Raw genomic sequence first — 23064 nt, 5'->3', positions numbered from 1 at the left:
CCGATCGGGGGCCTACCGTGCGGAACTGCCCTCTTCTGAATTGACCCGGGCTCAACTATGTTCGTACGCAGTCGGGGTGTCGGGCTGGGATGATGATCCACTATCCGACCGACACGGCGGGAAGTCTCCGGGGGGAGACGTCATAACCGGGGGAAAGTTATGCACAGTCAGGATTCGCATGGGCAGACTGCTGCTGTCTCGTCCGACAGAAACGAACAAATCGGCACAATCGGTACGGTGAGCACGGCGGGAGCGACTGTCGGCTCCAGTTCCACCGCCGGCCGCTCGGCGCCGCTGCGCGTGGACGCGCAGCGGAATCTGGAGCATGTACTGCGGGCCGCACGCGAGGTGTTCGGCGAGCTGGGGTACGGGGCTCCGATGGAGGACGTGGCACGCCGTGCCCGGGTCGGGGTCGGCACGGTGTACCGGCGTTTCCCGAGCAAGGACGTGCTGGTGCGCCGGATAGCCGAGGAGGAGACCTCCCGGCTGACCGACCAGGCGCGGACCGCGCTGGGGCAGGAGGACGAGCCGTGGTCGGCGCTCTCGCGCTTCCTGCAGACCTCCGTGGCCTCGGGCGCTGGGCGGCTGCTGCCGCCGCAGGTGCTGCGGGTCGGGGTCGATGTCGACGACTCGACGGTGGTCGGGGACACGGGAGTTGCGCAGGGCGTGGGCGCGGCCTCGGCTGCGGGCTCCGGCGATGTCCGGGACATCCTGGATGTCCTGGATGAGGCGCGGGTTCCTCTTCAGCGGCAGGGGGCGGGGCAGGCCGACCTCCGGGTCGTCGGCCGGCACCCGGCCGACGACGACGGGCTCTCGGACGAGGGCATGGGCACGGCCGAGCTGCTGGAGGTTGTGGGCCGGCTGGTCGACCGTGCGCGGGCGGCGGGTGAGCTGCGGCGTGATGTGACGGTGGCGGACGTGCTGCTGGTCATCGCGACGGCGGCGCCCGTCCTGCCGGATGCGGCTCAGCAGGCTGCCGCTTCGGCCCGACTGCTGGACATCCTGCTGGAGGGGCTGCGCTCGCGCCCTGCGTGACCGGGACCGCATGAGCGGGACCGCATGCATACACCGGGATTCCGGCGGCCGGGAGCGGCGTCGGGTATCGGGTGGCGGTCAGCGTTGCAGGGTGCGGCGGGCCGGGACCACTCCGCCCGCCACCGCGCGCCGGCGGGGCGCCGCCGTGCCCGTCCAGCAGGTGCCGCGGCGGGAGACGAGACGGCGGAGCCAGAGCTCCGTGGCGGCCAGGTCGGCGAGGCCGTCCAGGGGCAGCGGTTCGCCCTCGGAGGCCGCGCGCAGGGCCTTCCGCACGACCCGGGCCTCGATCAGGCCTGCGTCGGCGAGCAGCGGTGCGTCGAAGAGTGCGATCAGGTCGGGGAGCGCGGTGCGCAGACCGGTGCGGCTGACCGCGGTCGAGGTCACCTGGGAGGGGGTGCCCCAGCCCGGCGGCAGTTCGTGGATGCCCGCGCCCGCGAGAACGCGGCGCAGGACGGCGGCGCGGGCGCCCGGCTGGACGCGGAGCGATTCGGGCAGGGCGCGGGCGGCGCGTACCACCTGGTTGTCGAGGAACGGGGCGTGCAGCCGCTGGCTGCGGATCTCGGCGGCCTGTTCCAGGATCCGGTGGTCGGCGGCGTGCCGGGCGAGCGCGGCGCGGGCGCGGGCCTCGCCGGGACGCTGGACCGAAGTGGGGCGGATCGCCGCCTCCTGGAGGCGCACCGACACTTCCGCGAGCGCCTCCCCGGTCAGCCAGCGGGCGGCGGGCCCCGGCCGCGACCAGGTGAGCGCGGCGAGCGAGGCGTCGGCGGGGGTGTCGAGGTCGGGCGTGCGGCGGTTGGCGTCCGGGAGCCGGTCGGCTGCCGTTTCGAGACCCGTCCGGTATGACGTACGGGCCAGGCGGCGGGCCGCGCGGTAGACGGTCAGCGGCACGAACAGCGAGTGTGCGGACGGTCGTTCGGCTCTGGCGAGGGCGGCGACCGGGCGCAGCAGGTGCCGTCGGCGGCGGTCCATCAGGAGGTCGGCGAGGCGGGCCGGGTGGGCGTCGAGGACCTGCCGGGCGCCGTCGCCGACGAAGTGGTCGGCGCTGCCCGCGGCGAGGCGTCTGCGGTGGCGTTCGGCGACGACGAGGGACGGGGCCGGTTCGTCGGTGAGCGGGCCGCTGCCCAGGTCGGCGTAGGGCAGCGCCTCCTCGCCCGCGGCGACGACGACGTGGTGCAGCCGCGGGTTGGCGGCGATGACCGCGGCGCGTTCGAGTTCGTCCTCGTGGTCGCGGGTGGTGAGGTCGTTGAAGGTGACGGCGAGCAGCCGCTCGCCCGCGCCCGTGCCGTGGCCGAGGAGGGTGCCGGGCAGTCCGGGCAGGCCCGCGGCGAGCAGGGCGAGGGTGGCGGAGGCGCTGCCTCCGGAGAGGTCGGCGCCGATGCCGGGGACGGGCGCGCCGCGGGCGGCGCGGCGTTCGGCGGGCCCCATGCCGGGGACCGGTCCGGGGTCGGGCGGCAGGGTCTCGGGCGCGTGGCGGGGGGCCATGAGCCTGGCGCGTACCGCTTCGAGCAGCGCGTCGCGCACCCCGTCCACGGCGCTCACCGGGTCGAGCTGGGCGGCGGCGACGGCGAGGGAGGCGACCGGCTCGTACCCGGTGATCTCGCGGGAGCCCTCGCGGAGGATGAGCGCGTGCCCCGGTGGGATGCGCTTCACGCCCACGTACGGAGTGCCGTCGCGCAGCGCCTCCGGCGTCTCGGGGCAGGCGAGCAGTGCGGCCAGGTGGCCGATGTCCAGCTGTGCCTCGATGAGGTCGGCGAGCGGGAGTGCGGCGGTCGCGTACGCCGTACCGCTCGCCCAGGGCGTGTAGAAGACCGGGCGGGCTCCGGCGAGGTCCCCGACGACGGTGATCCTCCGGCCGATCCGGACGACGGCCGTGTAGCTGCCCGGCCAGGCGGTGAGATGGCGCAGGGCGCCGCCGCGGGCGGCGAGGAGGCCGAGCCGGAGCTGCTCGTCGGTGGCGCTGCAGCAGCCGAGGACCGCGAGGCGGGCGGTGGGTGCGCCTTCGGCGGTCTCGATCGAGGCGATCCGGATCTCGTCGGGGCGCCAGTCGCCGACCGCCCAGAGCGGATCCGGATCGCCCCACAGGAGTTGGGAGCCCACAGGGTGCACCGTGCGTCCCTCGTCGGCTGCGCCGACCGCGCCGACCGTGCCGAAGCTCGCGGCGATACTGCTCCACCCCACCAACCAACGCATCGCCGCCTCCACAGGCTGTGGACAAAAACGGCGCACCTGGTTCGCACCGGGAAAACTGCGAGAACATGCAGCGCCGTTGCGGAACATGCTGCCACGACAACGGCGCGCAGGAGTGGCTACGGAGGGCGCACGTCGGAAGCGCATGCGCCCCTGGCAAAAGCCGGAGGGCGGGCCGGGGACGCCCGATCTCCGCGTACTGCGGTACGCCACAACGGACTTACAGGTTCCGCTTGTCGCTTTCCCCGTTGCCCCGGGTCGTACCGGCCGAAATCCGGACGCCTCCCGAACCGCCCGTCGACCGCGGGCCGGCAGTCCGCCGGGTGTCCGCGAATCGCCCGGCCCAACCATCACGGACCGACGTCATTCGGCCATTCTCGAAGAGCACGGCAAGCGCCGGAACCGATTCCCCGCACGCATGATGTCCCGTTCCATCCCGCTTTGATACGAGGCCCCCCGACCGGCTCCGCGACGACCCCCTGCCGCCCCCCGACCGGCTCCGCGACGACCCCCTGCCGCCCCCCGTACCGGCTCCCCGCACGTCCTCACGCCGGCCCCGGTCCGCTCCGGCGGCCCGCCGAACGCACAGTCCGGGAGACGTGGTTCGCCTCCCGGACCGGTCCGCCGCCTGCGGGGAATGAGGCGGCAGTGCCCCGCAGCCCACTGAGTCCAGTGCAGTGGGCCGACCCACGCAGCACCCATGGAAGCGCTCCCCCGCCGGCCGGGCCAGAGCGCACGGCCGGGCGCACGGCCACACGACAGGAGCACGTAGGGGCTCGCCCGGCGGGGTCCGGAGCGGCGTCCGGGCGGGTCCGGCAGGGCGACCGGATCGTCGCGGCGGGACCGACCCCCCGTACGCCGATCGTCCGCCCACCGTCCGCACGGACAACAATCCCGCCATACGGACGTCTGCCCCTTAACGGTAGGGATGCGACGAACTACGCTGGGTTTACTGAGGTTCTCGGCAGGAGGCATATTCCTCGGGGCTCGGCCACATGCGTGTGCGGCCTGAGTGCCGGGGCCCGTCCCTGGGGAGAACACGGTACGAATGCCGCGCGCCTCCTCGGTGACGCGGCTGCCGTCTGTGTGTCGAGGGGTGGCGCATGTCCAGGGAGCAACGCGGGCCGAACGAGAAGCTCGGAACCGTTCTCGCCCTCGCGGGAATCAGCAACGCCGGGCTCGCCCGGCGGGTCAACGACCTCGGGGCGCAGCGCGGGCTGACACTTCGCTACGACAAGACCTCGGTGGCGAGATGGGTCTCGAAGGGCATGGTGCCGCAGGGTGCCGCGCCCCATCTCATCGCCGCGGCGATCGGCGCCAAGCTCGGCCGGCCGGTCCCGCTGCACGAGATCGGGCTCGCGGACGCCGATCCGGCGCCGGAGGTCGGTCTGGCCTTCCCGCGCGACGTGGGCGAGGCGGTGCGTTCGGCGACCGAGCTGTACCGGCTGGATCTGGCCGGGCGCCGGGCGGGCAGCGGCGGGATCTGGCAGTCGCTGGCGGGCTCGTTCTCGGTGAGCGCGTACGCGACGCCCGCGTCCCGCTGGCTGATAACCCCCGCCGACCCGTCGGTGGCACGTGACTCGTCGGCGGCCGAGGCGGCGGTCCTCGGCACACAGGGCGCGCACGGTGCACCGCCACCGCCGGGTGCGCCGGGCGGTGCGCCCGGCATTCCCGTACAGCCGGGACCGGACTCCGTGAACGACATCTCGCCGCTGCGCGTCGGCCACAGCGATGTGACCAAACTCCGCGAGGCGGCCCAGGACGCGCGCCGCTGGGACTCCAAGTACGGCGGCGGCGACTGGCGCTCCTCCATGGTCCCGGAGTGTTTACGGGTGGACGCGGCGCCGCTGCTCCTCGGCTCGTACAGCGACGAGGTGGGCCGGGCACTCTTCGGCGCCGCCGCCGAGCTGACCAGACTCGCCGGGTGGATGGCGTTCGACACCGGGCAGCAGGAGGCTGCCCAGCGGTACTACATCCAGGCGCTGCGGCTCGCGCGGGCCGCGGCCGATGTGCCGCTCGGCGGCTATGTCCTCGCGTCGATGTCGCTGCAGGCGACCTACCGCGGCTTCGCCGACGAGGGGGTCGACCTCGCGCAGGCGGCCGTCGAACGCAACCGCGGGCTCGCCACCGCCCGCACCATGAGTTTCTTCCGGCTGGTGGAGGCGCGGGCCCATGCGAAGGCGGGCGACGCCCCGGCCGCGGGGGCCGCGCTGAAGGCCGCCGAGAGCTGGCTGGAGCGTTCCCGGGGCGGCGACGCGGACCCGTCGTGGCTGGGCTTCTACTCGTACGACAGGTTCGCCGCCGACGCCGCCGAGTGCTACCGCGATCTGAAGGCCCCGCGGCAGGTGCGGCACTTCACCGAACAGGCGCTGTCCCGGCCGACCGAGGAGTTCGTGCGCTCGCACGGGCTGCGGCTGGTGGTCTCGGCCGTCGCCGAGCTGGAGTCCGGCAACCTGGACGCGGCCTGCGCGGCGGGCACCCGGGCGGTCGAGGTGGCCGGCCGCATCTCGTCGGCGCGGACCACGGAATACGTACGGGACCTGCTGCACCGCCTCGAACCGTACGGGGACGAGCCACGCGTCGCCGAGCTGCGCGAGCGGGCACGGCCGCTGCTGGTGGCGCCGGCGTAGCAACCTCCCCGGGGGCGCCCGCACCCTCTCGGATGCCCGCGCGAAGTCCTCCGGGCGACGCGCAGGCATCCGGGGGCGGAATTCCGGGCGCCACGCTGGCCTCCGCTGGTTTAAGTGCGATGTCAGTGGGTCAGTGCACTATCGGGGTGGGAGGTGGCGTGATGATGACTCACGCGGCGTACGACTGCGATGTGCTGGTGATCGGCGGCGGGATCGTCGGCCTGTCGACGGCGTACGCCCTCACGCGGACCGCTCCGGGCACGCGGGTGACGGTACTGGAGAAGGAGTGGGGCCCGGCGCGCCACCAGACGGGGCGCAACAGCGGGGTGATCCACAGTGGCATCTACTACCGCCCCGGTTCGCTGAAGGCCCGCTATGCGGTGCGCGGCGCCGCCGAGATGGTCGACTTCTGCGCGGAGCACGGCATTCCGCACGCGGTGACCGGCAAGCTGATCGTCGCGACCGAGCGGTCCGAGCTGACCCGGCTGCACGCCCTGGTGCAGCGCGGCCGGGAGCACGGGCTGCCGGTGCGGGAGCTGGGGCCTGCGGGGATCGCGGAGTACGAGCCGCAGGTGCGCGGGCTCGCGGCGATCCGGGTCGGGACGACCGGTGTGTGCGACTTCAAGGCGGTTGCCGAGCGGTTCGCGGCCGAGGTACGCGGCGCGGGCGGGCTGATCAGGTTCGGGGCGGAGGTCACGGCAATCGACCGCCGCCCGTGGGGTGTGGCGGTGCGGACGGCGGACGGCCGCGTCGTGCGGGCCCGGGTCCTGGTCAACTGCGCGGGGCTGCACTGCGACCGGGTGGCCCGGCTCGCGGGCGACGAGCCGGGCGTGCGGATCGTGCCCTTCCGTGGGGAGTACTACGAGCTGGCCAGGCCGGAGCTGGTGCGCGGGCTGGTCTACCCGGTGCCGGATCCGGCATTCCCGTTCCTCGGGGTGCACCTGACCCGGGGCCATGACGGCGGCGTCCACGTCGGGCCGAACGCGGTGCCCGCGCTGGCCCGCGAGGGGTACGGCTGGCCGGTCGTACGCCCGCGTGAGCTCGCGTCCACGCTGACCTGGCCGGGCTCATGGCAGATCGCACGCAGACACTGGCGGTACGGGGCGGGCGAGGTGCACCGTTCGCTGTCGAGGAGCGCATTCACCGCGGCCGTCCGACGGCTGCTGCCCGAGGTCACGGAGGACGACCTGCGCCCCGCCCCGTCCGGTGTCAGGGCCCAGGCGGTATTGCGCGACGGCACGCTGGTGGACGACTTCCTGATCCGCGAGGCCCCGCACACCGTGCACGTGCTGAACGCCCCGTCGCCCGCCGCGACGGCCTCGCTGCCCATCGGGCGGGAGGTGGCACGCAGGGCACTGCTCCGCGCACAGGGAACGGGGTGGAAGCCGCCCGCCGTAGAATCGGGGCATTGTGTCTGAGTCCTTGAACCCCGCCCCCGAGACCGACGAGGCCCACGATCTGCGCGCCGCAGCCTTCGAGCGGCAGCGCAGGCTGCGTCAGGAGCCGCGCTTCCCCGGCGGACCCGCCGCCGACCCGGCCGGGTCGCACCACGAGCGCCGGATCCGCAGCTTCCAGCCGCGCCGCAGCCGTGTCACGCCCGGCCAGGAGGACGCGCTGCAGCGGCTCTGGCCGAAGTGGGGCCTGGACATCGACGGGCAGTCGGTCCTCGACCTGCCCGAGCTGTTCGACGGGCTTCCGGTCGTGCTCGAGATCGGCTTCGGGATGGGCGAGGCCACCGCGCAGATGGCGGCCGACGACCCGGGCACCGGCATACTCGCCGTCGATGTGCACACCCCCGGCCAGGGCAACCTGCTCGGTCTCGCGGACCGGAACGGACTGTCCAACATCCGGGTGGCCAACGGTGACGCGATCATCCTGCTGCGCGAGATGCTGCCGCCGGACGCACTCGACGGGCTGCGGGTGTACTTCCCCGACCCGTGGCCCAAGAAGCGCCACCACAAGCGGCGGCTGATCCAGCCGGAGTTCCTCGACCTGGCGGCGCAGCGGCTGAAGCCGGGCGCCGTGCTCCACTGCGCGACCGACTGGGAGCCGTACGCCGAGCAGATGCTCGAGGTGCTCACCGCGCACCCCCTGTTCGAGAACACGGCGGACGACGGCTACGCATCGCGGCCCGCGTTCCGTCCGCTGACCCGGTTCGAGGGGCAGGGCCTGGACAAGGGCCATGTCGTGCACGACCTGCTCTTCGCCCGCAGCTGACCTTTCCACCGCGGCTGGGTCCTCACCCGCGGCTGAGAGCCTGACGGGGCGGTACGCGCGCCTCGCCGCCCCATGGTCAGCTGTCAGTCCCCCTCGTTAGGGTCATGGGGTGTCCGACGGGTCTGTCCAGCAGCAACAGTCTCAGCCGGCCGTCCCGCTCCTCGAGACGCAGCGGGTCGGCGAGATCCTGGCGGCCGTGCCGGAGCGGGGCCAGTGGCGCTACCGTCCGCGCCGCGTCGGCATGGTCTGGCGGAGCAAGACGTTCCGTATCGCTGCTGTCTTCACGGTGCTCGCGCTGTGCGGGCTGGTGATCCTGGCCCTGGTCCGCGCCCAGACCGGCACCGAAGGGTTCCTGGTCGGGCTGGGTCTGGCCGTGCTGCCCGTCCCGCTCCTGATGACGGCGTTCCGCTGGCTGGACCGGGTCGAACCCGGACCCTGGCGGAATCTGCTGTTCGCCTTCGCCTGGGGTGCTTGCGCCGCCGCCCTGGTCGCGATCATCGCCAATTCGTTCGCGACCCGCTGGATCGCAACGGCCACCGCGGACCCGGCGAGCGCGGACACCCTCGGGGCCACGGTCATAGCGCCGGTCGTCGAGGAGAGCGCGAAGGCGGCGGCCGTCCTGCTGATCTTCCTGTTCCGGCGACGGGACTTCGGCGGTGTCGTCGCCGGCGTAGTCGTCGCCGGCTTCACCGCGACGGGCTTCGCCTTCACCGAGAACATCCTCTATCTGGGCAACGCGTTCGGCGAGGACCAGCAGATCGGCAACTCGGGCCTGGCGTCGGTCACGGCCGCGACCTTCTTCGTACGAGGGGTGATGACGCCGTTCGCGCATCCCCTCTTCACCGTGCTGACCGGCCTGGGCTTCGGCTTCGCGGCGCTGAGCGCACACCGCAACCGCATCCGCCGCATCGCGCTGCCGATGCTCGGACTGATCCTCGCCATGGGCACGCACGCCCTGTGGAACGGCTCGGGGACGTTCGGCCCGTACGGCTTCTATGTCGTGTACGGGGTGTTCATGGTCCCGGTCTTCGGACTGGTCACCTGGCTGGCGATCTGGTCCCGCCAGCAGGAGCTGCGCACCCTGGCGACCGAGCTGCCCGCGTACGCGGCCGCCGGCTGGCTGACCCCTGCCGAGCCGCTCGCGCTCTCCTCGATGCGGGCCCGCGGCCTGGCCCGGGACCTGGCGCGCCGGCAGCACGCGCAAGCGGGGTACGGAGCCCCGGGCTACGGGTACGCCCCTGCCTACGGCCCCGCCCACGGCGCTCACAGCCGGATCGCGCCGCAGATACGGAGCCACGCCAAGGCGCAGGCCAGGGCGCGCGGCAAGGCTGCGGCGCGGGCGGTCGCCGAGTACGAGTCGTTCGCCACGTCCCTGGCATTCCTGCGCCGCAGGGCCGGCCGCGGGGCGGCGGAACCGGACTTCACCGCACGTGAACTGGAACTGCTGCACCATCTCTGGCAGCGCCGGGAGGTGGCCGCCCCCGCCCTGGCGTACGCGGCACAGGCGACGGGCCGTCTGCGCCCGCACTACACGGCCCCGGCGCCGGTTCCGCAGCAGTACCAGCCGTACGGCGGCCACAACCCGTACCTGTCGCCCCCTGGGCAGCCGTATCACCAGCCGCCCCACGGGCGCGGCAGCGCCCCGCTCCGCTAGTGCCCCTCCCGGCAAGCTTTGCCCCGTCGCACCGCCCAGCCGCTGCCTCTTCCCCAAGGGGGCACTCGTGGACAAACGGACCGGCAGCCCTGACGTCGGGGGGTGAGCGTCAGGACTGCCGGGGATCGGTGGCGGGCCGGTGGGACCGGCCCGCGTTCATCGGGTCAGACCGTGAGGCCCTTGTCGCGCAGCCAGGTCATCGGGTCGATGCCCGTGCCGCTCGGGGTGTGGACCTCCAGGTGGAGGTGGGGACCCGTCACATTTCCGGTGGCGCCGACGCGGCCGATGGTCTCACCGGTGGTGACCTTCTGGCCGGCGCTGACGTCGATCGACGACTGGTGACAGAACCACAGCTCCGTACCGTCCTCGAGCTCCAGGACCGTGCGGTAGCCGTAGGAGCCGGACCAGCCCGCCGACTTGATGGTGCCGGTGTGGATGGCCTTGATCGGGGTGCCGGTCGGCGCCGCGAAGTCGAGACCGGTGTGGTAGCCGGAGGACCACATCGAACCGGCTTGGCCGAAGGTCGAGGTGACCGTGTACGAGGAAGTGGGGATGGCGTAACTGGCGGCCAGTTTGGCGAGCCGCTCGGCCTCGGCCTTCGCCTTCGCCTCTTCCTCCGCCTTCTTCTTCTCGGCCTCGGCCTTGGCCTCGGCGATGTCCTGCTTCTGCTTCGCCTCGGCTGCCGCCTTCTCCGCGGCGGCCTTCTCCTCGGCCGCCTTGGCCTCCGCGTCGGCGGCGTTCTGCTGCTGCTCGGCCTGCTGGAGGATACGGGCGCGGAGCGCCTCGCCGGCGTCGGTGGCGCCCTGCTCGGCCTCGGCGGTGGTGATGCCCGCGCTGGTCAGCGGTGCGGCGGCGGTCTTGGCCTGGGCCTGGGCCTGGTCGGTGGCGGACCCCTCGGAGAACAGCGCGCCCACGCCGGGGAGGGAGTTGGCGTCGGGGAGCTTGTCCGCGACGGAATCGGGAAGGGAGATGGAGACCGGCGGCTTGCTCTGCGCGGTGGCCATACCGCCCGCGCCGACGGCCGCGATGACGCCGACGCCGAGAACCGTGGAGCTACGGGCGAGCCCGTTGCGCTGCTTGGCGACGCGGTGCCTGCCGCGTACGGGGCGGACGGACTCCTCGGTGGGGTTCCATTCCTCCCAGGCCCGGTCGGTCTCTCCGAAGCCTTCGGTCCCGGACTCGGTGGTGAACCCGGTGCCGAACTCGGTGTCCGTCCCGGATCCGTACTCAGTGGTGAAGTCGGAGCCGAACCGGGAAGGGGCTTCGGGGGCAGGCTTGTTGGACGCCACGGAGGCGCACTCCTTTCCTTCCTTCTCGCCTACCGGGTTAGCTGACGGGTTCGGAGCAGGAAGGTCTCCTACGGATCCCTCTGCCTCTCACGAGACACAGGTGTCCGATTCACCCCATGTAGGTGGTTCCCCGGTTCCCTTGCGGAATTCGGCGCTCGCGCACGGTGCCGCCACTGACGACGGCTGGGACGACCGCGCTGCGTTATCGAACGTTAATAGACACACGGGCCTGATTCCAAGCCGTTCCCACTGATCGTTCACGGCCTTGGCCTGGACTTTACGGGACACAACCGGGTGGAATCGGGCGAGTTGACCCGGGCTCAGCCACTACCGTCTTTCTGACGTTGCGTCAAACGTTATGCAGAGCGGCACTCTTCGATTACGCACGGTGGCATCGTCCTCGTGTGCTCACCGCGGCCACGCCTCATTCCTGCCCGCGCCCCACGATCTTCACGGTCCTGCGGCGCTCCGGCTGCCCCTCCGCGGGCCGTACGACCGCGACCAGCGCCAGGTCGTCGGTGGACTTGCCGCCCGTGTGCAGCCGTACGTCATCGGTCAGCGCGGACAGCAGCTCCTCGGGCCCGGGGAAAATCCGCCCACGCAGCCGGGCCGCCGGGTCGTAGAACACCCCATGCTTGTCGCGCGCCTCGGAGAGACCGTCGGTGTAGACGAGCAGCGTGGTCCCGGCGGCCAGACTCCAGGCGTCGGCCAGGTCCGGCCACGCCCCCAGACCCATGCCGAGCGGCAGCGCGGGCACGCTCGGAACCAGCACCTCCACCCCCCCGTCGGGGTGGAGCAGCAGCGGCTCGGGGTGGCCGCGGTTGACGATCCGCACCTCGGCCGCACCGTGCGGGATCTCGGCGAGTACGGCGGTGACGAACCCCTCGACCGGATCGATCCCGCCGCGTCGCTCCCCCTCCCGGGCCAGCGCCCGCTCCAGCCGCTGCGCCACGCCCTCCAGCGAAGCCTCGTGCTCGGCGACCTCCCGGAACGCGCCGATGATCACCGCCACCGCCTCGACCGCGTCGAGCCCCTTGCCCCGCACGTCCCCGACCACCAGCCGCACGCCGTGCGGGGTGTCCACCACGGCGAACAGGTCGCCGCCGACGAACTCGTCCGCCTGTGCCGCCTCGTACCGCGCGGCGACCTGCAGCCCGCCGATCCAGTCGTCCGGCTCCGGCAGCACGGCCCGCATGGCGGTCTCCGCGATGACCCGCGCCGAAGCCAGCTGCTCATTGCCGCGCCCTACGACTCCGTTGATGAAGAGGGCGAGGACCGAGGCGGTGAGCACGGTGATGACCTCGAGGGACGGCACGACCTGCAGCACCGTGCCGCTCTCGCTCCGCAGGACGAGGATCGAGAGCAGCGAGGCGACGCCGATACGGACGGTGCCCGCCCGTGAGAAGAACGGTGCGGCGACCAGCGGGGCCGCCACGAACAGCGGCACGGCGGTGAACGGCGGCGGGGTGAGGATGTCGAACACGAGCCCGGCGGCGATCAGCAGCGCCGGCAGCGCGCGGACGAACCGCCGGGAAGGGCTGCCGCCTCCGCCCCGCACCCCGAGCGGCTTCTCCGCCATCCCCACCTGTGGTCTCCTGCCCGGTACGCGCAGCGGCTCCTGCGGTCTCCTGCCCGATACGCCCCACGGCCTCCTGCCCGGTACGCGCCTGGCTGCGGACGGTGCCGCACCCCACTCCCCCAGGCTTGCCGGAGCGGCGTCGCGCGGCGACTCCGCATCGGCCGAAGGGGGGACGGAAAACACGAATCAGGCCCGGCACGCTCTATGCATGCCGGGCCTGATTCTTCAGTAGCGGGGACAGGATTTGAACCTGCGACCTCTGGGTTATGAGCCCAGCGAGCTACCGAGCTGCTCCACCCCGCGTCGGTAAACACAACTCTACGCCATCCGGGGCGGACAGTTGACCATTTACTGATCCGCCTGCACCCATCCGCTCCCGCCACTGGCCCAAGGCACCGAATTCGAGAAGCAGTTGCCGGCGAAGTGCCTTCTGCCGCAGGGTTTCTGCTGCACCCTCCGGACCGGCGGGCTGCCCGTGTGAGAACACCGCTGGGCACGCGCCATCGCCTTGCCCGACGATCGGTGCGGTGATGAGTGCGGGGTCAATGACGTGATCATCGGTCTGCCGGACAGCGCGTCGGCCAACGCGGCCAACGCGGTCAACCATGCGGTACGGGGCTGATCAGCGGGTTCACCGCGGGATTCATGGGGTTCTGATGCATCAGCGAAAGGTTTCCGCAGCCGCACGGGCAGCGATGGACGAGGCTGTCGCCACCCCCGCAGCGGAATCCCCCGTGGCGGAATCCCCCGCCCCGGAGGCCTCCGGGGCGGAGAAGCAGCCCGGCTCAGTTCGAGTCGGTGATGTGCGGGGCCCGCTTCGCGTCGACCGCCGGCTTCGCCGTGCTCGCACCGCGCTGGAGTGCGTGGAGGATCGCCATCCCCTGGCTGACCACGCCCGCCGCCATCTCATTGACACCGTTGGTGCCGTTGAGCACGGTGAGGTCGGCCCCCGACATCCCGCGGGCGGCCGCGTCGGCCAGGGCCGGCAGGTTCTCCACGATCCGGTTGGCCGCGATCAGCTCCTGATTGCCGTCCCGGAGCGAGGCGGCACGCGCGGTGTTGGCGTCGGCCTGCGCCTGGGCGACGGCCCGTTCGGCGTACGCACTGCCGTCGGCCTGGAACTTCGCCTGGTCGCGGGCGGCCTCGGCAAGCGTGCGCTGCCGGTACGCCTCGGCGTCCGCCGGACGCCTGACCTCCGCCTCCAGCCGTTGCGCGGCCAGCGCCGCCTGCCGCTCGGCCAGTGCGGTCTGCTCCTCGACGACCTCGTGCGAGGCCCTGGCCTGGGCGAGCGGTCCGGCCTGGGCGGCGCGGGCGTTGTACTGCTCGGTCTCGGCGAGGAAACCGGCCCGCTTGATCGCGGTGTCCCGTTCGTACTCGGCCTTGAGCGCCGCGGCCTGCTGCTCCCGCTCGGACGCCTCCTGGTCCGCTCTGGCCTGGGCGATCCGGGCCTGGCTGGCGACGGCGGCCGCGTGCGGGGCGGCGAGGTTGTTGATGTAGCCGGTGGAGTCCTCGATCTCCTGGATCTGGAGGGCGTCCACGACGATGCCGAGCTTCTCCATCTCGCCGTGGCTGCCCGCGATGACCTCCTGGGAGACCCGGTTCCGCTCCCGGATGATCTGCTCGACGGTCAGTCCGCCGACGATGGAACGCAGGTGTCCGGCGAAAATCCGGCCGGCGAGCTCCTCCATCTGGTCCTGTTCGGACAGGAAGCGGCGGGCGGCGTTGGCGATGGAGACGGCATCGTCACCGACCTTGAAGACGGCGACGGCGCGGACGTTGAGACGGATGCCCTGCTGGGTGACGCAGTCCTCGGTGATCTCCGCCTCGCGCAGCGCCAGGGAGAGCATGCGCGCCTTCTGCTTCACCGGTATGACGAAGCTGCCGTGACCGGTGACGATCCGGAACTGGGTGTCCTGGGTCTGCCGTTTCGATTTCGATCCGGAGATGAGCATCGCCTCGTTGGGGGCGGGAACGTGCCAGAACAACATGAGCGGACTCCTGCCGTACGCCTTTCTCGACGTGATGTCCCGGTGCGGCGCCGCTCGTCACTGTCCCCCGGCGTCGATCCCCGGCGTCGGTTCGCGGTTCAGGACGGCAGGCGTTCGACGATCACGCCCCGTGCCGAGACCGAGTCGACGACAACGACGCGTGCGTCCCTGTCGATCGACGTCGCCGACCATGCGGTGTAGGCCTCCGACCCACCCCGTACGGCCACCAGTACTTCGCCTGGGCCGTTCGGCGGGATCGGCACGATAACGCGGCCGATCGCCCCGATCGGGCTCCAGGCGGACCCATCTGCGGCGCTCATACGCCACACGCCTCCCTCGGTCATTCCACGGTACTCCGCGCCACCTCTGCGGGAACGGCCCCTGGGGAACGGTTCGGACGACAGCGAGCAGGGGTCGAAATCTGATGATATGACTGGTTGAGGAATCAGCCGTTCGGGGCTGTGTCGCCGAGACGAAGCGACGAGTCGAACGACGCGACGACCAGGGAGCGGAACGTGGACAGCTATCCCCTGCTCAACCTCTTCTGGACCATGCTCTGGTTCTTCCTCTGGATCATGTGGCTCTTCCTCCTCTTCAAGGTCATCTCGGACATCTTCCGCAGCGACGACCTCGGCGGCTGGGGCAAGGCGGGCTGGCTGATCCTGGCCCTGGTCGTGCCGTACCTCGGCGTCCTGATCTACGTGATCGCACGCGGTAAATCCATGGGAAAGCGCGACATCCAGCAAGCCAGGGAGCGGGAAGCCGCCTTCAAGGCGTACGTACGGGAAGCCGCCGCCACCGGTGACACGACCGGCCCGGCGAAACCCAGCGGCAGCAGCGTCGAGGACCTGGCGAAACTCGCCGAGCTGAAGGACCGTGGCGCGATCACGGACGAGGAGTTCCAGCGGGCGAAGACGAAACTCCTCGTCTGAGCTCACCCCGGCCCGCAGCGGACGGCGATCCGCTGGACCAGGTTGTTGCCGAAGCCGCCGCGGTTCCACGGCTGGGTGAGGGGCTGGTCGGCTCGTGGGCTTGTGGTGGTCTGGGCTGATCGGAGTAATGCGATCAGCGCGATCTGGGACGCCGGGTGCGGTGCCGGCGTGCGGGGCCCCTGCTCCACCAGCGAGATGGTTCAGGGCCTCCCCGTCGCCTCTGGCCGCGTCCATCTGGCCAGGTCGTGAGGGACTCCGCCCTTCCGGGACCGGACCACGGACAGGATCCGTGTCGCCGCCCGGTTGCGAAAGCGGACGACCAGTGCGCCCAAGACCGTTCGGGGCATACCAGTGCGCAGGACTCACTCCTGCGCACTGCTCAGGAACGGTCGGTCCATGGATTCATGGTGCGCCCGTCCGGGCATCCCGACCACCGCTCCTCACCTGCCGGACACCGCATCCCGCTCTTTGCGCCGCGTCTGCCGATTGCACGGCCCTCCGACCGGCGGGAGCGTGGATACGACAGCGGTCCGCACCCGCGGCAAGGAAACGGCCATGGACTCCACCACGCTCGCAGCGATGAGGGCCGCGTTGCGCGGTCCGGTCATCGGCCCGCAGGACCCGGAGTACCGCGAGGCCCACACGATCTACAACGCCATGATCGACCGGCGCCCGGCCGCCGTGGTGCGGTGCGCGGACGCGGCGGACGTCATGGCCGCGGTGGAATTCGTCCGCGACGAAGGTCTCGAACTCGCCGTGCGGGGCGGCGGACACAGCGGAGCCGGACTGTGCCTGGTGGACGACGGCGTCACTCTCGACCTGTCACCGATGCGCTGGGCGCACATCGATCCCGCCGCCCGGACCGCCCGGGTCGGCGGCGGCACCCTGCTCGGCGATCTGGACCACGCCGCCCACGCGTTCGGCCTGGCCACGCCCTCCGGAATCCTGTCGACGACGGGAGTCGTCGGCCTCACCCTCGGCGGCGGCCACGGCTATCTCACCCGCAGGTACGGCCTGACCGTGGACAACCTCCTCACGGCGGACGTCGTCCTGGCCGACGGCAGCCACGTCACGGCGAACGAGACCGAGAACGCCGACCTGTTCTGGGCGCTGCGCGGCGGCGGCGGGAACTTCGGCATCGTCACCTCGTTCGACCTCCAGCTGCACCCGGTGGACACCGTGGGGGTCGCGATCACCGTGTGGCCGGTCGACCGGATCCGCGAAGTCCTGGAGTGGTACCGGGACTTCCTGCCGCAGGCCCCGGAGGACCTGAACGGCTTCTTCGCGGCGCTCACCGTGCCGCCCGGCCCGCCGTTCCCGGAGGAGATCCACGGCCAGAAGATGTGCGGCGTCGTCTGGTGCTGCACCGGCGCCCCCGAGCTCCTCGAAGCCGCCCTGAAGGCCGTGGACGAACCGGGCCCGCCCGCCTTCCACTTCACCTCGCCGATGCCCTACCCGGCGCTCCAGACCATGTTCGACGCACTGCTCCCGAGCGGACTGCAGTGGTACTGGCGGGGCAACTTCTTCGACCGGATCACGGACGACGCCATCGCCGTCCACGCCAGGTACGCCGAGAACCTCCCCACGGACCTGTCGACGACGCACCTGTATCCGGTCGACGGGGCCGCCCACCGGATCGGCCCGGACGACACGGCCTGGGCGTACCGGGACGCCGTCTGGTCCGGCGTCATCGCGGGCATCGACCCCGACCCGGACAACGCCGGGACGATCCGGCAGTGGTGCGTGGACTACTGGGAGGAGCTGCATCCGCAGTCGATGGGCGGGACGTACGTGAACTTCATGGGCGCGGACGAGTCCCAGGACCGGGTACGGGCCACCTACGGCGACCACTACGACCGGCTCGCGGCCGTCAAGCAGGCGTACGACCCCGACAATTTCTTCCACACCAACCAGAACATCGAGCCGGCCGGACAGCGCTGACCGCCCTCCGGTTCCTCGGTCATCGGGTGCCGCCCGGTGAGCGCGACCGCCTCGACGGTCCTATCGTCAAGGCATGGGCGTTTTCATCAAGTTGGTGGAGAATCGTCCCCCCAAGGAATACGCGGAGCGGGGCGTGGCGGACATCTCCTACGCGGACATCACGGAGGACGACTCCGAGATGGTCTACGAGTACGACGTGCTCCCGAGCGGCATTTTGAGGATCCTGGAGGTGGCGAAGGGGGAAGCCCCGGCCGTCCATGCGATCTATGCGCCGGGGCTCTGGTTCCGCGTCGAGGGGCAGTGGCACGGCAATGCGGAGTAGATCGGGAGAAGATTTCGGAAATAGATCCGCTTTGTAGCGATTTATGGGTGTATAGTAAAAACCAAGGTCGTGCACTCTCACGTGTTGCGCCCTGGAAGGGTCGGCTCCGGTGGCAAGACCATCGGAGTCGCTTCCATGTGCGCGTCAACCCGGTAGAGGGGGGACGATGCCCGCGTCCGTGAGGATCTGCTCCGCGGGCGTGCTGTTGCCGTCCTGCACCGCCTCGGCCATCGCGGCGCGCGCGGCGGCTGCCGTGGCCTGTGGCGGGATCACCAGGAACGAGAAGTGGTCCTGATGGCCACGCGTGACGATCATCGTGCTGTCGTCGACGGCGGACCAGTCGATACGGACGGTCCGGCCACCGATCACGAGGTGGCCCGGCGCGTCGTCCCAGGCGCTGGCGTCCAGACCGACCCGCGCGACGGGTCCCAGCCGGGCGGTCAAGGCGTCGATCAGGCAGGGCAGTTGGGACGCTATGTCACGGGTCCGCGGCCACCACGCACCGTCGAAGATCCCCTCACGGTTGGGGGTCGTCTCCAACCGCAGCACCGCGACCCCGGGAACGATCGGCCGACTGCTCGTGTCCGAGAGGAGCAGGAGCGGCGCCGCGTCATCGGTACGGGTATGGGCGTGCGCATCCGACGTCATGGCGAGCCACTCCTCCGCACGCGCACGTCGAGGAAGACCTCCATGGCCTCACATCCCTTCCGTCGGGCCCGGCGCCCGGGCGGCGGCTGCTCCGACAAGGCGTCGCGAGGCCGGACGGGCGCTGTGGCCGCCCCCGGAGTCCCAGACCGTCTCCCGGACGAGGTCCCAGTCGGCCTCGGCCGCAGCCCGGAAGAGCTCGGCCTCCCGCATCAGCCCGCTCGCGGTGAGGCTCCGCGCCGGATCAACGGCTGCGGTCAGCAGCCAGGCGGCGGCACCCGGGTCCGTCTGCGGCGGGATCACCAGCAGGTCCCAGCGGCCGGTGGCGTAGGAGAGGAGCAGCAACTTGTTCGGGTCCTGTTCGGGCTTGAACCAGCCGACGTGGACCACATGCCCCTGGACGGGCACCTTCCGTGGGATCACGGGCCAGACGGTGGGGTTCACCGTCACGCGGGTGATCCGCCCCCACAGCGGGTCGAGCACCGCTGTCAGCGCGGGAAGCTCCGCCGTCAGATCGCGGGAACGCGGCCACCACGCACCGTCCAGCAGAGCGGGAGCGGTGCCGGCCGGGGCCAGCGAGAGGCGCGGCGGCAACGAGGACAGAGAGAAGGTCCGGTCGTCGACCGCGGACATATACAGAATGGTCGCAGTCATGACGCGGACCCTGCCCCGGGCCGGTGTACACCGGCCCGGTGTTGTGAATCGCCGAGAACGACACAGGCTCGGAAGCTCATGTACGGAATGTCCTCAGTATGCCCAGGATACTCCGGCGGGGCACCCGGCGGAGTGCGGCAGCCCTACGGACATGCACTGCCCCCAACGGATCGAACGGCATGCCGGAAGTCTCCGTTCACCCCGCCTGGAAAGGACGCCTCTCGTGTCCTCGTGACCGGCTCTTCGTTACCCAGACCATGATCATCTCTTCCGTTGCCCGGCGTCCGGCCGCGGCCTTGCTGGCCGCCGCCGCCCTGGCCACACCCCTGCTCCTGGCTCCCGCCGCGCACGCCGACGCCCAGGAGAGCAGCCTCTTCCTGACCGTCTCCGGCAGCGAGAACACCTGGATCCGCGGCATCGGCCTCCAGTGTCCGCCCACCTCCCGGAGTCACCACCCGAAGGCGGCAGAGGCCTGCGCCGCCCTGAACGAGGCCGGGGGCGACCTCGATGGGCTGCCCGGCAACCCGCACCCGTGCCTGCTGATCCACGACCCCGTCACGGTCACCGCGCAGGGGACGTACAACGGCGCCACGGTGGACTGGCAGCGCACCTACCCGAATGCCTGCGTCATGGAGGCGACCGCGGGGCCCGTCTTCGACTTCTGACCCGGCGCCGGCCCTGAACACCCCCTGCCCGGCGCGTGGGCCGGGCGGGGGCGTTCCGACGTACGTATGGCGATGCTCACCCGCCCGGAACGATCTCAGCGGTCAGCGCGAACAGTAGAGTTTCGGCTGCGTCAAGCCCCCCGAACACCGAGGTACCGGCCGTGATCCCCGCAGAGCCCGCAATGCCCCCGCCCCCTGCGCCCACCGTCGTCGGGATCGGTGCCGACGGGTGGGAGGGACTGCCCGGAACCTCACGCACGGCACTGCTCCGGGCCGAGGTGCTGATCGGCGGTGCGCGGCAGTTGGAGCTGCTGCCGCCGCAGTGCGTGGGACAGCGGGTGCCCTGGCCCTCGCCGCTGCGGCCCGCCGTACCCGGTCTGCTGACCGCGCACCAGGGGCTCCGCATCGCCGTGCTGGCCAGTGGCGACCCCATGTTCTACGGCATCGGGCGCGCCCTCTGCGAGGAGTTGGGCGCCGGGAACCTCCGCGTCCTGCCGCATCCGTCCTCCGTCTCCTACGCCTGTGCCCGGCTCGGCTGGCCGCTGGAGGACACCGAGGTCGTCACGCTGGTGGGCAGGCCCGCCGCCCGCCTGGCCGCCGCCCTGCACGAGGGCCGGCGCCTGCTGGTGCTGAGCGCGGGCGCCGGAACCCCCGCCGACGTGGCCGCGCTGCTGCGCGAACGCGGCTTCGGGCCCAGCCCGATACGGGTGCTGGAACAGCTCGGCGGCGAGGCCGAGGACTGCGTCACGGGTACGGCCGACGGGTGGGCGCATCCGGCGGGCGATCCGCTCAACGTCATCGCGGTCGAGTGCCGTCGTGCCCCGGACGCGCTGCGGCTCGGCGCCGTACCCGGGCTGCCGGACGACGCGTACGAGCACGACGGTCAGCTCACCAAGCGGCATGTCCGCGCCGCCACGCTCGGGGCACTGGCCCCGGCGCCCGGCGAGCTGCTGTGGGACATCGGCGGCGGGTCCGGGTCGATCGCCGTCGAGTGGATGCGCACCCACCCGTCCTGCCGTGCCGTCACCGTCGAACGCGACCCGGTGCGGGCCGGACGCATCACCCGTAACGCGGACCGGCTCGGCGTCCCCGCGCTGCGCGTGGTCACCGGCCGGGCACCGGAAGCACTGGCCGGACTGCCGGTGCCGGACGCCGTGTTCATCGGCGGCGGGCTGACCGTGCCGGGGCTGCTCGACGCCTGCTGGGACGCACTGCCCCCCGGCGGACGGCTGGTCGCCAACACCGTCACGCTGGAGTCCGAGGCGCTGCTCGCCGAGCGGTACCGGCGCCACGGCGGCGAGCTGGTGCGGCTCGCGGTGGCGCACGCCGTGCCGGTCGGCGGCTTCACCGGCTGGCGCCAGGCCATGCCGGTCACCCAGTGGTCCGTGCGCAAGCCCGTCGGCGCCCCCTCGATACCGTCCTCGTCAGGAGAGAACAGATGACCGTGTACTTCATCGGCGCCGGTCCCGGCGCCGCCGACCTGATCACGGTCCGCGGCGCCCGGACGCTCGCCGCCTGCCAGGTCTGTCTGTACGCGGGCAGCCTGGTCCCCCGCGAACTGCTCGCCGAATGCCCGCCGGACGCCCGCCTCGTCGACACCGCGCAGCTCAACCTCGACGAGATCACCGACGAGTTGGTGCGCGCCCACGAGAACGGGCAGGACGTGGCCCGGCTGCACTCCGGCGACCCGTCCGTCTTCAGCGCGGTCGCCGAGCAGATGCGGCGGCTCGACGCGGCACGTGTGCCGTACGAAGTGGTGCCCGGTGTACCGGCGTTCGCGGCCGCTGCAGCAGCCCTCAAGCGGGAGCTGACCGTGCCGACCGTCGGCCAGACCGTCATCCTCACCCGGATCGCCCACCGCGCCACCGCCATGCCGGACGGCGAGGACCTGGCCACGCTCGGCCGCAGCGGTGCGCTGATCGTGCTGCACCTGGCCGCCCGGTACGTCGACCGGGTCGTCGAGGAGCTGCTGCCGCACTACGGGGCCGACTGCCCGGCCGCCGTGGTGGCCATGGCGTCCCGCCCGGACGAGCTGATCCTGCGCGGTTCGCTGAGCGACATCGCCGAGCAGGTGAAGGCCGCGGGGGTGATCCGTACCGCCGTCATCATGGTCGGCCGCACGCTGGGCGCCGAGCAGTTCCGCGACAGCCACCTGTACTCGGCCGAGCGCGACCGGCACGTCTGCTGACCGGCGGCGCCGCCCGCGTCAGCGCACGTCGCTGCGGCCGACGACCGTGCCCGCCCGGTCGATGCAGATGACGTCCACGGCCACCGGCGCCCCGCGCAGCACCGACAGCGCCTGGTCGCGGGCGGCCACCGCGACCAGGTCGCCCAGCGGGACCCCGGCCGCCGCGCACAGCTGAAGAGCGGCCAGACCCGTGTTGGCGTCCGCCACCTCGGCGGTCAGCGACGCGTCCGCGCCGCCCTGCCGGGCGAGTTCGGCGAGGAACCCCTTGTCGACCTGGGAGCGGGCGGAGTGCAGATCCAGATGGCCCGCCGCGAGCTTCGACAGCTTCGCGAAGCCGCCGCAGACCGTCAGCCGGTCCACCGGATGCCTGCGTACGTACTTGAGCACCGCCCCCGCGAAGTCGCCCATGTCGAGCAGGGCGATCTCCGGCAGACCGTACTCGGCGACGACGGTCTTCTCCGAGGTCGACCCCGTGCACCCCGCCACATGCGTGTGCCCCGCGGCGCGGGCCACGTCCACGCCCCGGCGGATCGAGTCGATCCACGCCGAGCAGGAGTAGGGGACGACGATCCCGGTCGTGCCGAGGATCGACAGGCCGCCCAGGATGCCGAGGCGCGGATTCCACGTGGAACGGGCGATCTCCTCACCATGATCGACGGACACGGTGATCTCGACGTCGCCGGTGTCCCCGTGGTCCGCCGCCACGCGCGCGATGTGGTCGCGCATCATCTGCCGCGGCATCGGGTTGATCGCGGGCTCGCCGACGTCGAGCGGCAGACCGGGACGGGTCACGGTGCCCACGCCCGGACCGGCCCGGAACACCACACCCGAACCCGGCGGCAGCCGGCGCACCGTGGCCCGTACCAGCGCACCGTGCGTCACGTCCGGGTCGTCTCCCGCGTCCTTGACCACGCCGGCCGTCGCCCGGTCACCGGCGAGTTCCTCCACCGCCAGCGCGAACGCCGGGCTCTGGCCCTTGGGCAGGACGATGGTCACCGGGTCGGGGAAGTCGCCGGTCAGCAGGGCGGTGTACGCGGCGGTCGTGGCCGCGGTCGCACAGGCACCGGTCGTCCAGCCCGGCCGCAGACCGGTGTGTTTGAGTTGGGCGCTGCGCCCGCCCTTCGCCTCACTCATGTCT

20 protein-coding genes, 1 tRNA gene and 1 riboswitch are annotated in these 23064 nt (G+C 72.0%); of the genes, 11 read left to right on the top strand and 10 right to left on the bottom strand.

The genetic code is table 11. From position 1 onward, the window contains the following. The first annotated feature begins 159 nt into the window (after window positions 1-159). Complete coding sequence (locus tag ACWD6R_RS12815) at window positions 160-1035, top strand: TetR/AcrR family transcriptional regulator (RefSeq protein WP_451818698.1); 876 nt, start codon at window positions 160-162, stop codon at window positions 1033-1035. 78 nt (window positions 1036-1113) lie between these two features. Here ACWD6R_RS12815 and ACWD6R_RS12810 read toward each other — a convergent pair whose 3' ends face one another. Further along, a complete protein-coding gene (locus ACWD6R_RS12810) occupies window positions 1114-3225 on the bottom strand; it encodes an asparagine synthase-related protein (RefSeq protein WP_451818697.1) in 2112 nt (703 codons plus the stop codon). A 1100-nt stretch (window positions 3226-4325) separates the two neighbouring features. On the opposite strand from ACWD6R_RS12810, the gene ACWD6R_RS12805 reads away from it, so the two are divergent. The 4 genes from ACWD6R_RS12805 to ACWD6R_RS12790 all read left to right on the top strand — a co-directional run bounded on the left by ACWD6R_RS12805 (window position 4326) and on the right by ACWD6R_RS12790 (window position 9723). Continuing rightward, window positions 4326-5852 (top strand): sporulation protein, encoded by a 1527-nt coding sequence (locus tag ACWD6R_RS12805; protein ID WP_451818696.1) that lies wholly within the window; start codon window positions 4326-4328, stop codon window positions 5850-5852. A 161-nt stretch (window positions 5853-6013) separates the two neighbouring features. After that, window positions 6014-7270 (top strand): L-2-hydroxyglutarate oxidase, encoded by a 1257-nt coding sequence (gene lhgO, locus ACWD6R_RS12800; RefSeq protein WP_451818695.1) that lies wholly within the window; start codon window positions 6014-6016, stop codon window positions 7268-7270. After that, a complete protein-coding gene (gene trmB / locus ACWD6R_RS12795; protein WP_451818694.1) occupies window positions 7263-8069 on the top strand; it encodes a tRNA (guanosine(46)-N7)-methyltransferase TrmB in 807 nt (268 codons plus the stop codon). The genes lhgO and trmB overlap by 8 nt, the downstream gene beginning before the upstream one ends. Before the next feature lie 109 nt (window positions 8070-8178). Continuing rightward, entirely contained in the window at window positions 8179-9723 is a 1545-nt protein-coding gene (locus ACWD6R_RS12790) for a PrsW family intramembrane metalloprotease (protein WP_451818693.1), read from the top strand. A 164-nt stretch (window positions 9724-9887) separates the two neighbouring features. On the opposite strand, the gene ACWD6R_RS12785 is transcribed toward ACWD6R_RS12790, so the two are convergent. From ACWD6R_RS12785 to ACWD6R_RS12765, 5 genes are all read right to left on the bottom strand, one after another. Next, entirely contained in the window at window positions 9888-11012 is a 1125-nt protein-coding gene (locus tag ACWD6R_RS12785) for a M23 family metallopeptidase (RefSeq protein WP_451818692.1), read from the bottom strand. An 11-nt stretch (window positions 11013-11023) separates the two neighbouring features. Next, window positions 11024-11176, bottom strand: a riboswitch (cyclic di-AMP (ydaO/yuaA leader). A gap of 260 nt (window positions 11177-11436) precedes the next feature. After that, window positions 11437-12591: a PP2C family protein-serine/threonine phosphatase gene (locus tag ACWD6R_RS12780; protein ID WP_451818691.1), complete on the bottom strand. Its 1155-nt coding sequence runs from the start codon at window positions 12589-12591 to the stop codon at window positions 11437-11439. Between the two features lie 229 nt (window positions 12592-12820). Then, window positions 12821-12894, bottom strand: a tRNA-Met gene (locus ACWD6R_RS12775). Between the two features lie 482 nt (window positions 12895-13376). Next, window positions 13377-14579, bottom strand: a complete 1203-nt coding sequence (locus ACWD6R_RS12770) for an SPFH domain-containing protein (protein WP_451818690.1) — start codon at window positions 14577-14579, stop codon at window positions 13377-13379. 98 nt (window positions 14580-14677) lie between these two features. Then, window positions 14678-14899 carry a hypothetical protein gene (locus tag ACWD6R_RS12765; RefSeq protein WP_451818689.1) on the bottom strand — a complete coding sequence of 74 codons (222 nt, stop codon included), beginning with the start codon at window positions 14897-14899 and terminating at the stop codon, window positions 14678-14680. A gap of 195 nt (window positions 14900-15094) precedes the next feature. Here ACWD6R_RS12765 and ACWD6R_RS12760 point away from each other — a divergent pair, with 195 nt between their 5' ends. After that, window positions 15095-15511, top strand: coding sequence for an SHOCT domain-containing protein (locus ACWD6R_RS12760; RefSeq protein ID WP_451818688.1), 417 nt, complete (start codon window positions 15095-15097; stop codon window positions 15509-15511). 2 nt (window positions 15512-15513) lie between these two features. On the opposite strand, the gene ACWD6R_RS12755 is transcribed toward ACWD6R_RS12760, so the two are convergent. After that, window positions 15514-15699: a hypothetical protein gene (locus ACWD6R_RS12755; RefSeq protein ID WP_451818687.1), complete on the bottom strand. Its 186-nt coding sequence runs from the start codon at window positions 15697-15699 to the stop codon at window positions 15514-15516. 367 nt (window positions 15700-16066) lie between these two features. Between ACWD6R_RS12755 and ACWD6R_RS12750 the strand changes: the two genes are divergently transcribed. Then, on the top strand, window positions 16067-17452 hold the full coding sequence (locus ACWD6R_RS12750) for an FAD-binding oxidoreductase (RefSeq protein ID WP_451818686.1): 1386 nt from the start codon (window positions 16067-16069) through the stop codon (window positions 17450-17452). A gap of 73 nt (window positions 17453-17525) precedes the next feature. Next, window positions 17526-17774 (top strand): hypothetical protein, encoded by a 249-nt coding sequence (locus tag ACWD6R_RS12745; protein ID WP_451818685.1) that lies wholly within the window; start codon window positions 17526-17528, stop codon window positions 17772-17774. 144 nt (window positions 17775-17918) lie between these two features. On the opposite strand, the gene ACWD6R_RS12740 is transcribed toward ACWD6R_RS12745, so the two are convergent. Both ACWD6R_RS12740 and ACWD6R_RS12735 read right to left on the bottom strand, forming a co-directional pair. Next, a complete protein-coding gene (locus tag ACWD6R_RS12740) occupies window positions 17919-18422 on the bottom strand; it encodes a DUF5994 family protein (protein WP_451818684.1) in 504 nt (167 codons plus the stop codon). Between the two features lie 48 nt (window positions 18423-18470). Further along, window positions 18471-19073, bottom strand: coding sequence for a DUF5994 family protein (locus tag ACWD6R_RS12735; RefSeq protein WP_451818683.1), 603 nt, complete (start codon window positions 19071-19073; stop codon window positions 18471-18473). A gap of 257 nt (window positions 19074-19330) precedes the next feature. Here ACWD6R_RS12735 and ACWD6R_RS12730 point away from each other — a divergent pair, with 257 nt between their 5' ends. From ACWD6R_RS12730 to cobM, 3 genes are all read left to right on the top strand, one after another. After that, entirely contained in the window at window positions 19331-19738 is a 408-nt protein-coding gene (locus ACWD6R_RS12730) for an SSI family serine proteinase inhibitor (RefSeq protein ID WP_451818682.1), read from the top strand. 182 nt (window positions 19739-19920) lie between these two features. After that, window positions 19921-21180 carry a precorrin-6y C5,15-methyltransferase (decarboxylating) subunit CbiE gene (gene cbiE / locus ACWD6R_RS12725; protein ID WP_451818705.1) on the top strand — a complete coding sequence of 420 codons (1260 nt, stop codon included), beginning with the start codon at window positions 19921-19923 and terminating at the stop codon, window positions 21178-21180. Next, the gene (cobM, locus tag ACWD6R_RS12720) at window positions 21177-21926 is read left to right on the top strand and encodes a precorrin-4 C(11)-methyltransferase (protein ID WP_451818681.1); all 750 of its coding nucleotides are present in this window, start codon (window positions 21177-21179) and stop codon (window positions 21924-21926) included. The genes cbiE and cobM overlap by 4 nt, the downstream gene beginning before the upstream one ends. Before the next feature lie 18 nt (window positions 21927-21944). Here the strand turns inward: cobM and ACWD6R_RS12715 are convergent, their stop codons facing one another. Further along, window positions 21945-23060 carry a cobalt-precorrin-5B (C(1))-methyltransferase gene (locus ACWD6R_RS12715; RefSeq protein WP_451818680.1) on the bottom strand — a complete coding sequence of 372 codons (1116 nt, stop codon included), beginning with the start codon at window positions 23058-23060 and terminating at the stop codon, window positions 21945-21947. Window positions 23061-23064: the final 4 nt, after the last annotated feature.

Source organism: Streptomyces sp. NPDC005151 (genome assembly GCF_053599875.1).
Note: the sequence above shows the minus strand (reverse complement) of the source record. Positions and strands in the feature narration are given on the sequence as shown.

Coding starts and splice junctions, on each gene's coding strand:
- ACWD6R_RS12750 (WP_451818686.1), top strand. CDS start 16,067: ATGGACTCCACCACGCTCGCAGCGATGAGGGCCGCGTTGCGCGGTCCG.
- ACWD6R_RS12735 (WP_451818683.1), bottom strand. CDS start 19,073: ATGACTGCGACCATTCTGTATATGTCCGCGGTCGACGACCGGACCTTC.
- ACWD6R_RS12770 (WP_451818690.1), bottom strand. CDS start 14,579: ATGTTGTTCTGGCACGTTCCCGCCCCCAACGAGGCGATGCTCATCTCC.
- ACWD6R_RS12730 (WP_451818682.1), top strand. CDS start 19,331: ATGATCATCTCTTCCGTTGCCCGGCGTCCGGCCGCGGCCTTGCTGGCC.
- ACWD6R_RS12805 (WP_451818696.1), top strand. CDS start 4,326: ATGTCCAGGGAGCAACGCGGGCCGAACGAGAAGCTCGGAACCGTTCTC.
- ACWD6R_RS12715 (WP_451818680.1), bottom strand. CDS start 23,060: ATGAGTGAGGCGAAGGGCGGGCGCAGCGCCCAACTCAAACACACCGGT.
- ACWD6R_RS12765 (WP_451818689.1), bottom strand. CDS start 14,899: ATGAGCGCCGCAGATGGGTCCGCCTGGAGCCCGATCGGGGCGATCGGC.
- cobM (WP_451818681.1), top strand. CDS start 21,177: ATGACCGTGTACTTCATCGGCGCCGGTCCCGGCGCCGCCGACCTGATC.
- lhgO (WP_451818695.1), top strand. CDS start 6,014: ATGATGACTCACGCGGCGTACGACTGCGATGTGCTGGTGATCGGCGGC.
- ACWD6R_RS12815 (WP_451818698.1), top strand. CDS start 160: ATGCACAGTCAGGATTCGCATGGGCAGACTGCTGCTGTCTCGTCCGAC.
- ACWD6R_RS12780 (WP_451818691.1), bottom strand. CDS start 12,591: ATGGCGGAGAAGCCGCTCGGGGTGCGGGGCGGAGGCGGCAGCCCTTCC.
- ACWD6R_RS12810 (WP_451818697.1), bottom strand. CDS start 3,225: ATGCGTTGGTTGGTGGGGTGGAGCAGTATCGCCGCGAGCTTCGGCACG.
- cbiE (WP_451818705.1), top strand. CDS start 19,921: ATGCCCCCGCCCCCTGCGCCCACCGTCGTCGGGATCGGTGCCGACGGG.
- ACWD6R_RS12745 (WP_451818685.1), top strand. CDS start 17,526: ATGGGCGTTTTCATCAAGTTGGTGGAGAATCGTCCCCCCAAGGAATAC.
- ACWD6R_RS12740 (WP_451818684.1), bottom strand. CDS start 18,422: ATGACGTCGGATGCGCACGCCCATACCCGTACCGATGACGCGGCGCCG.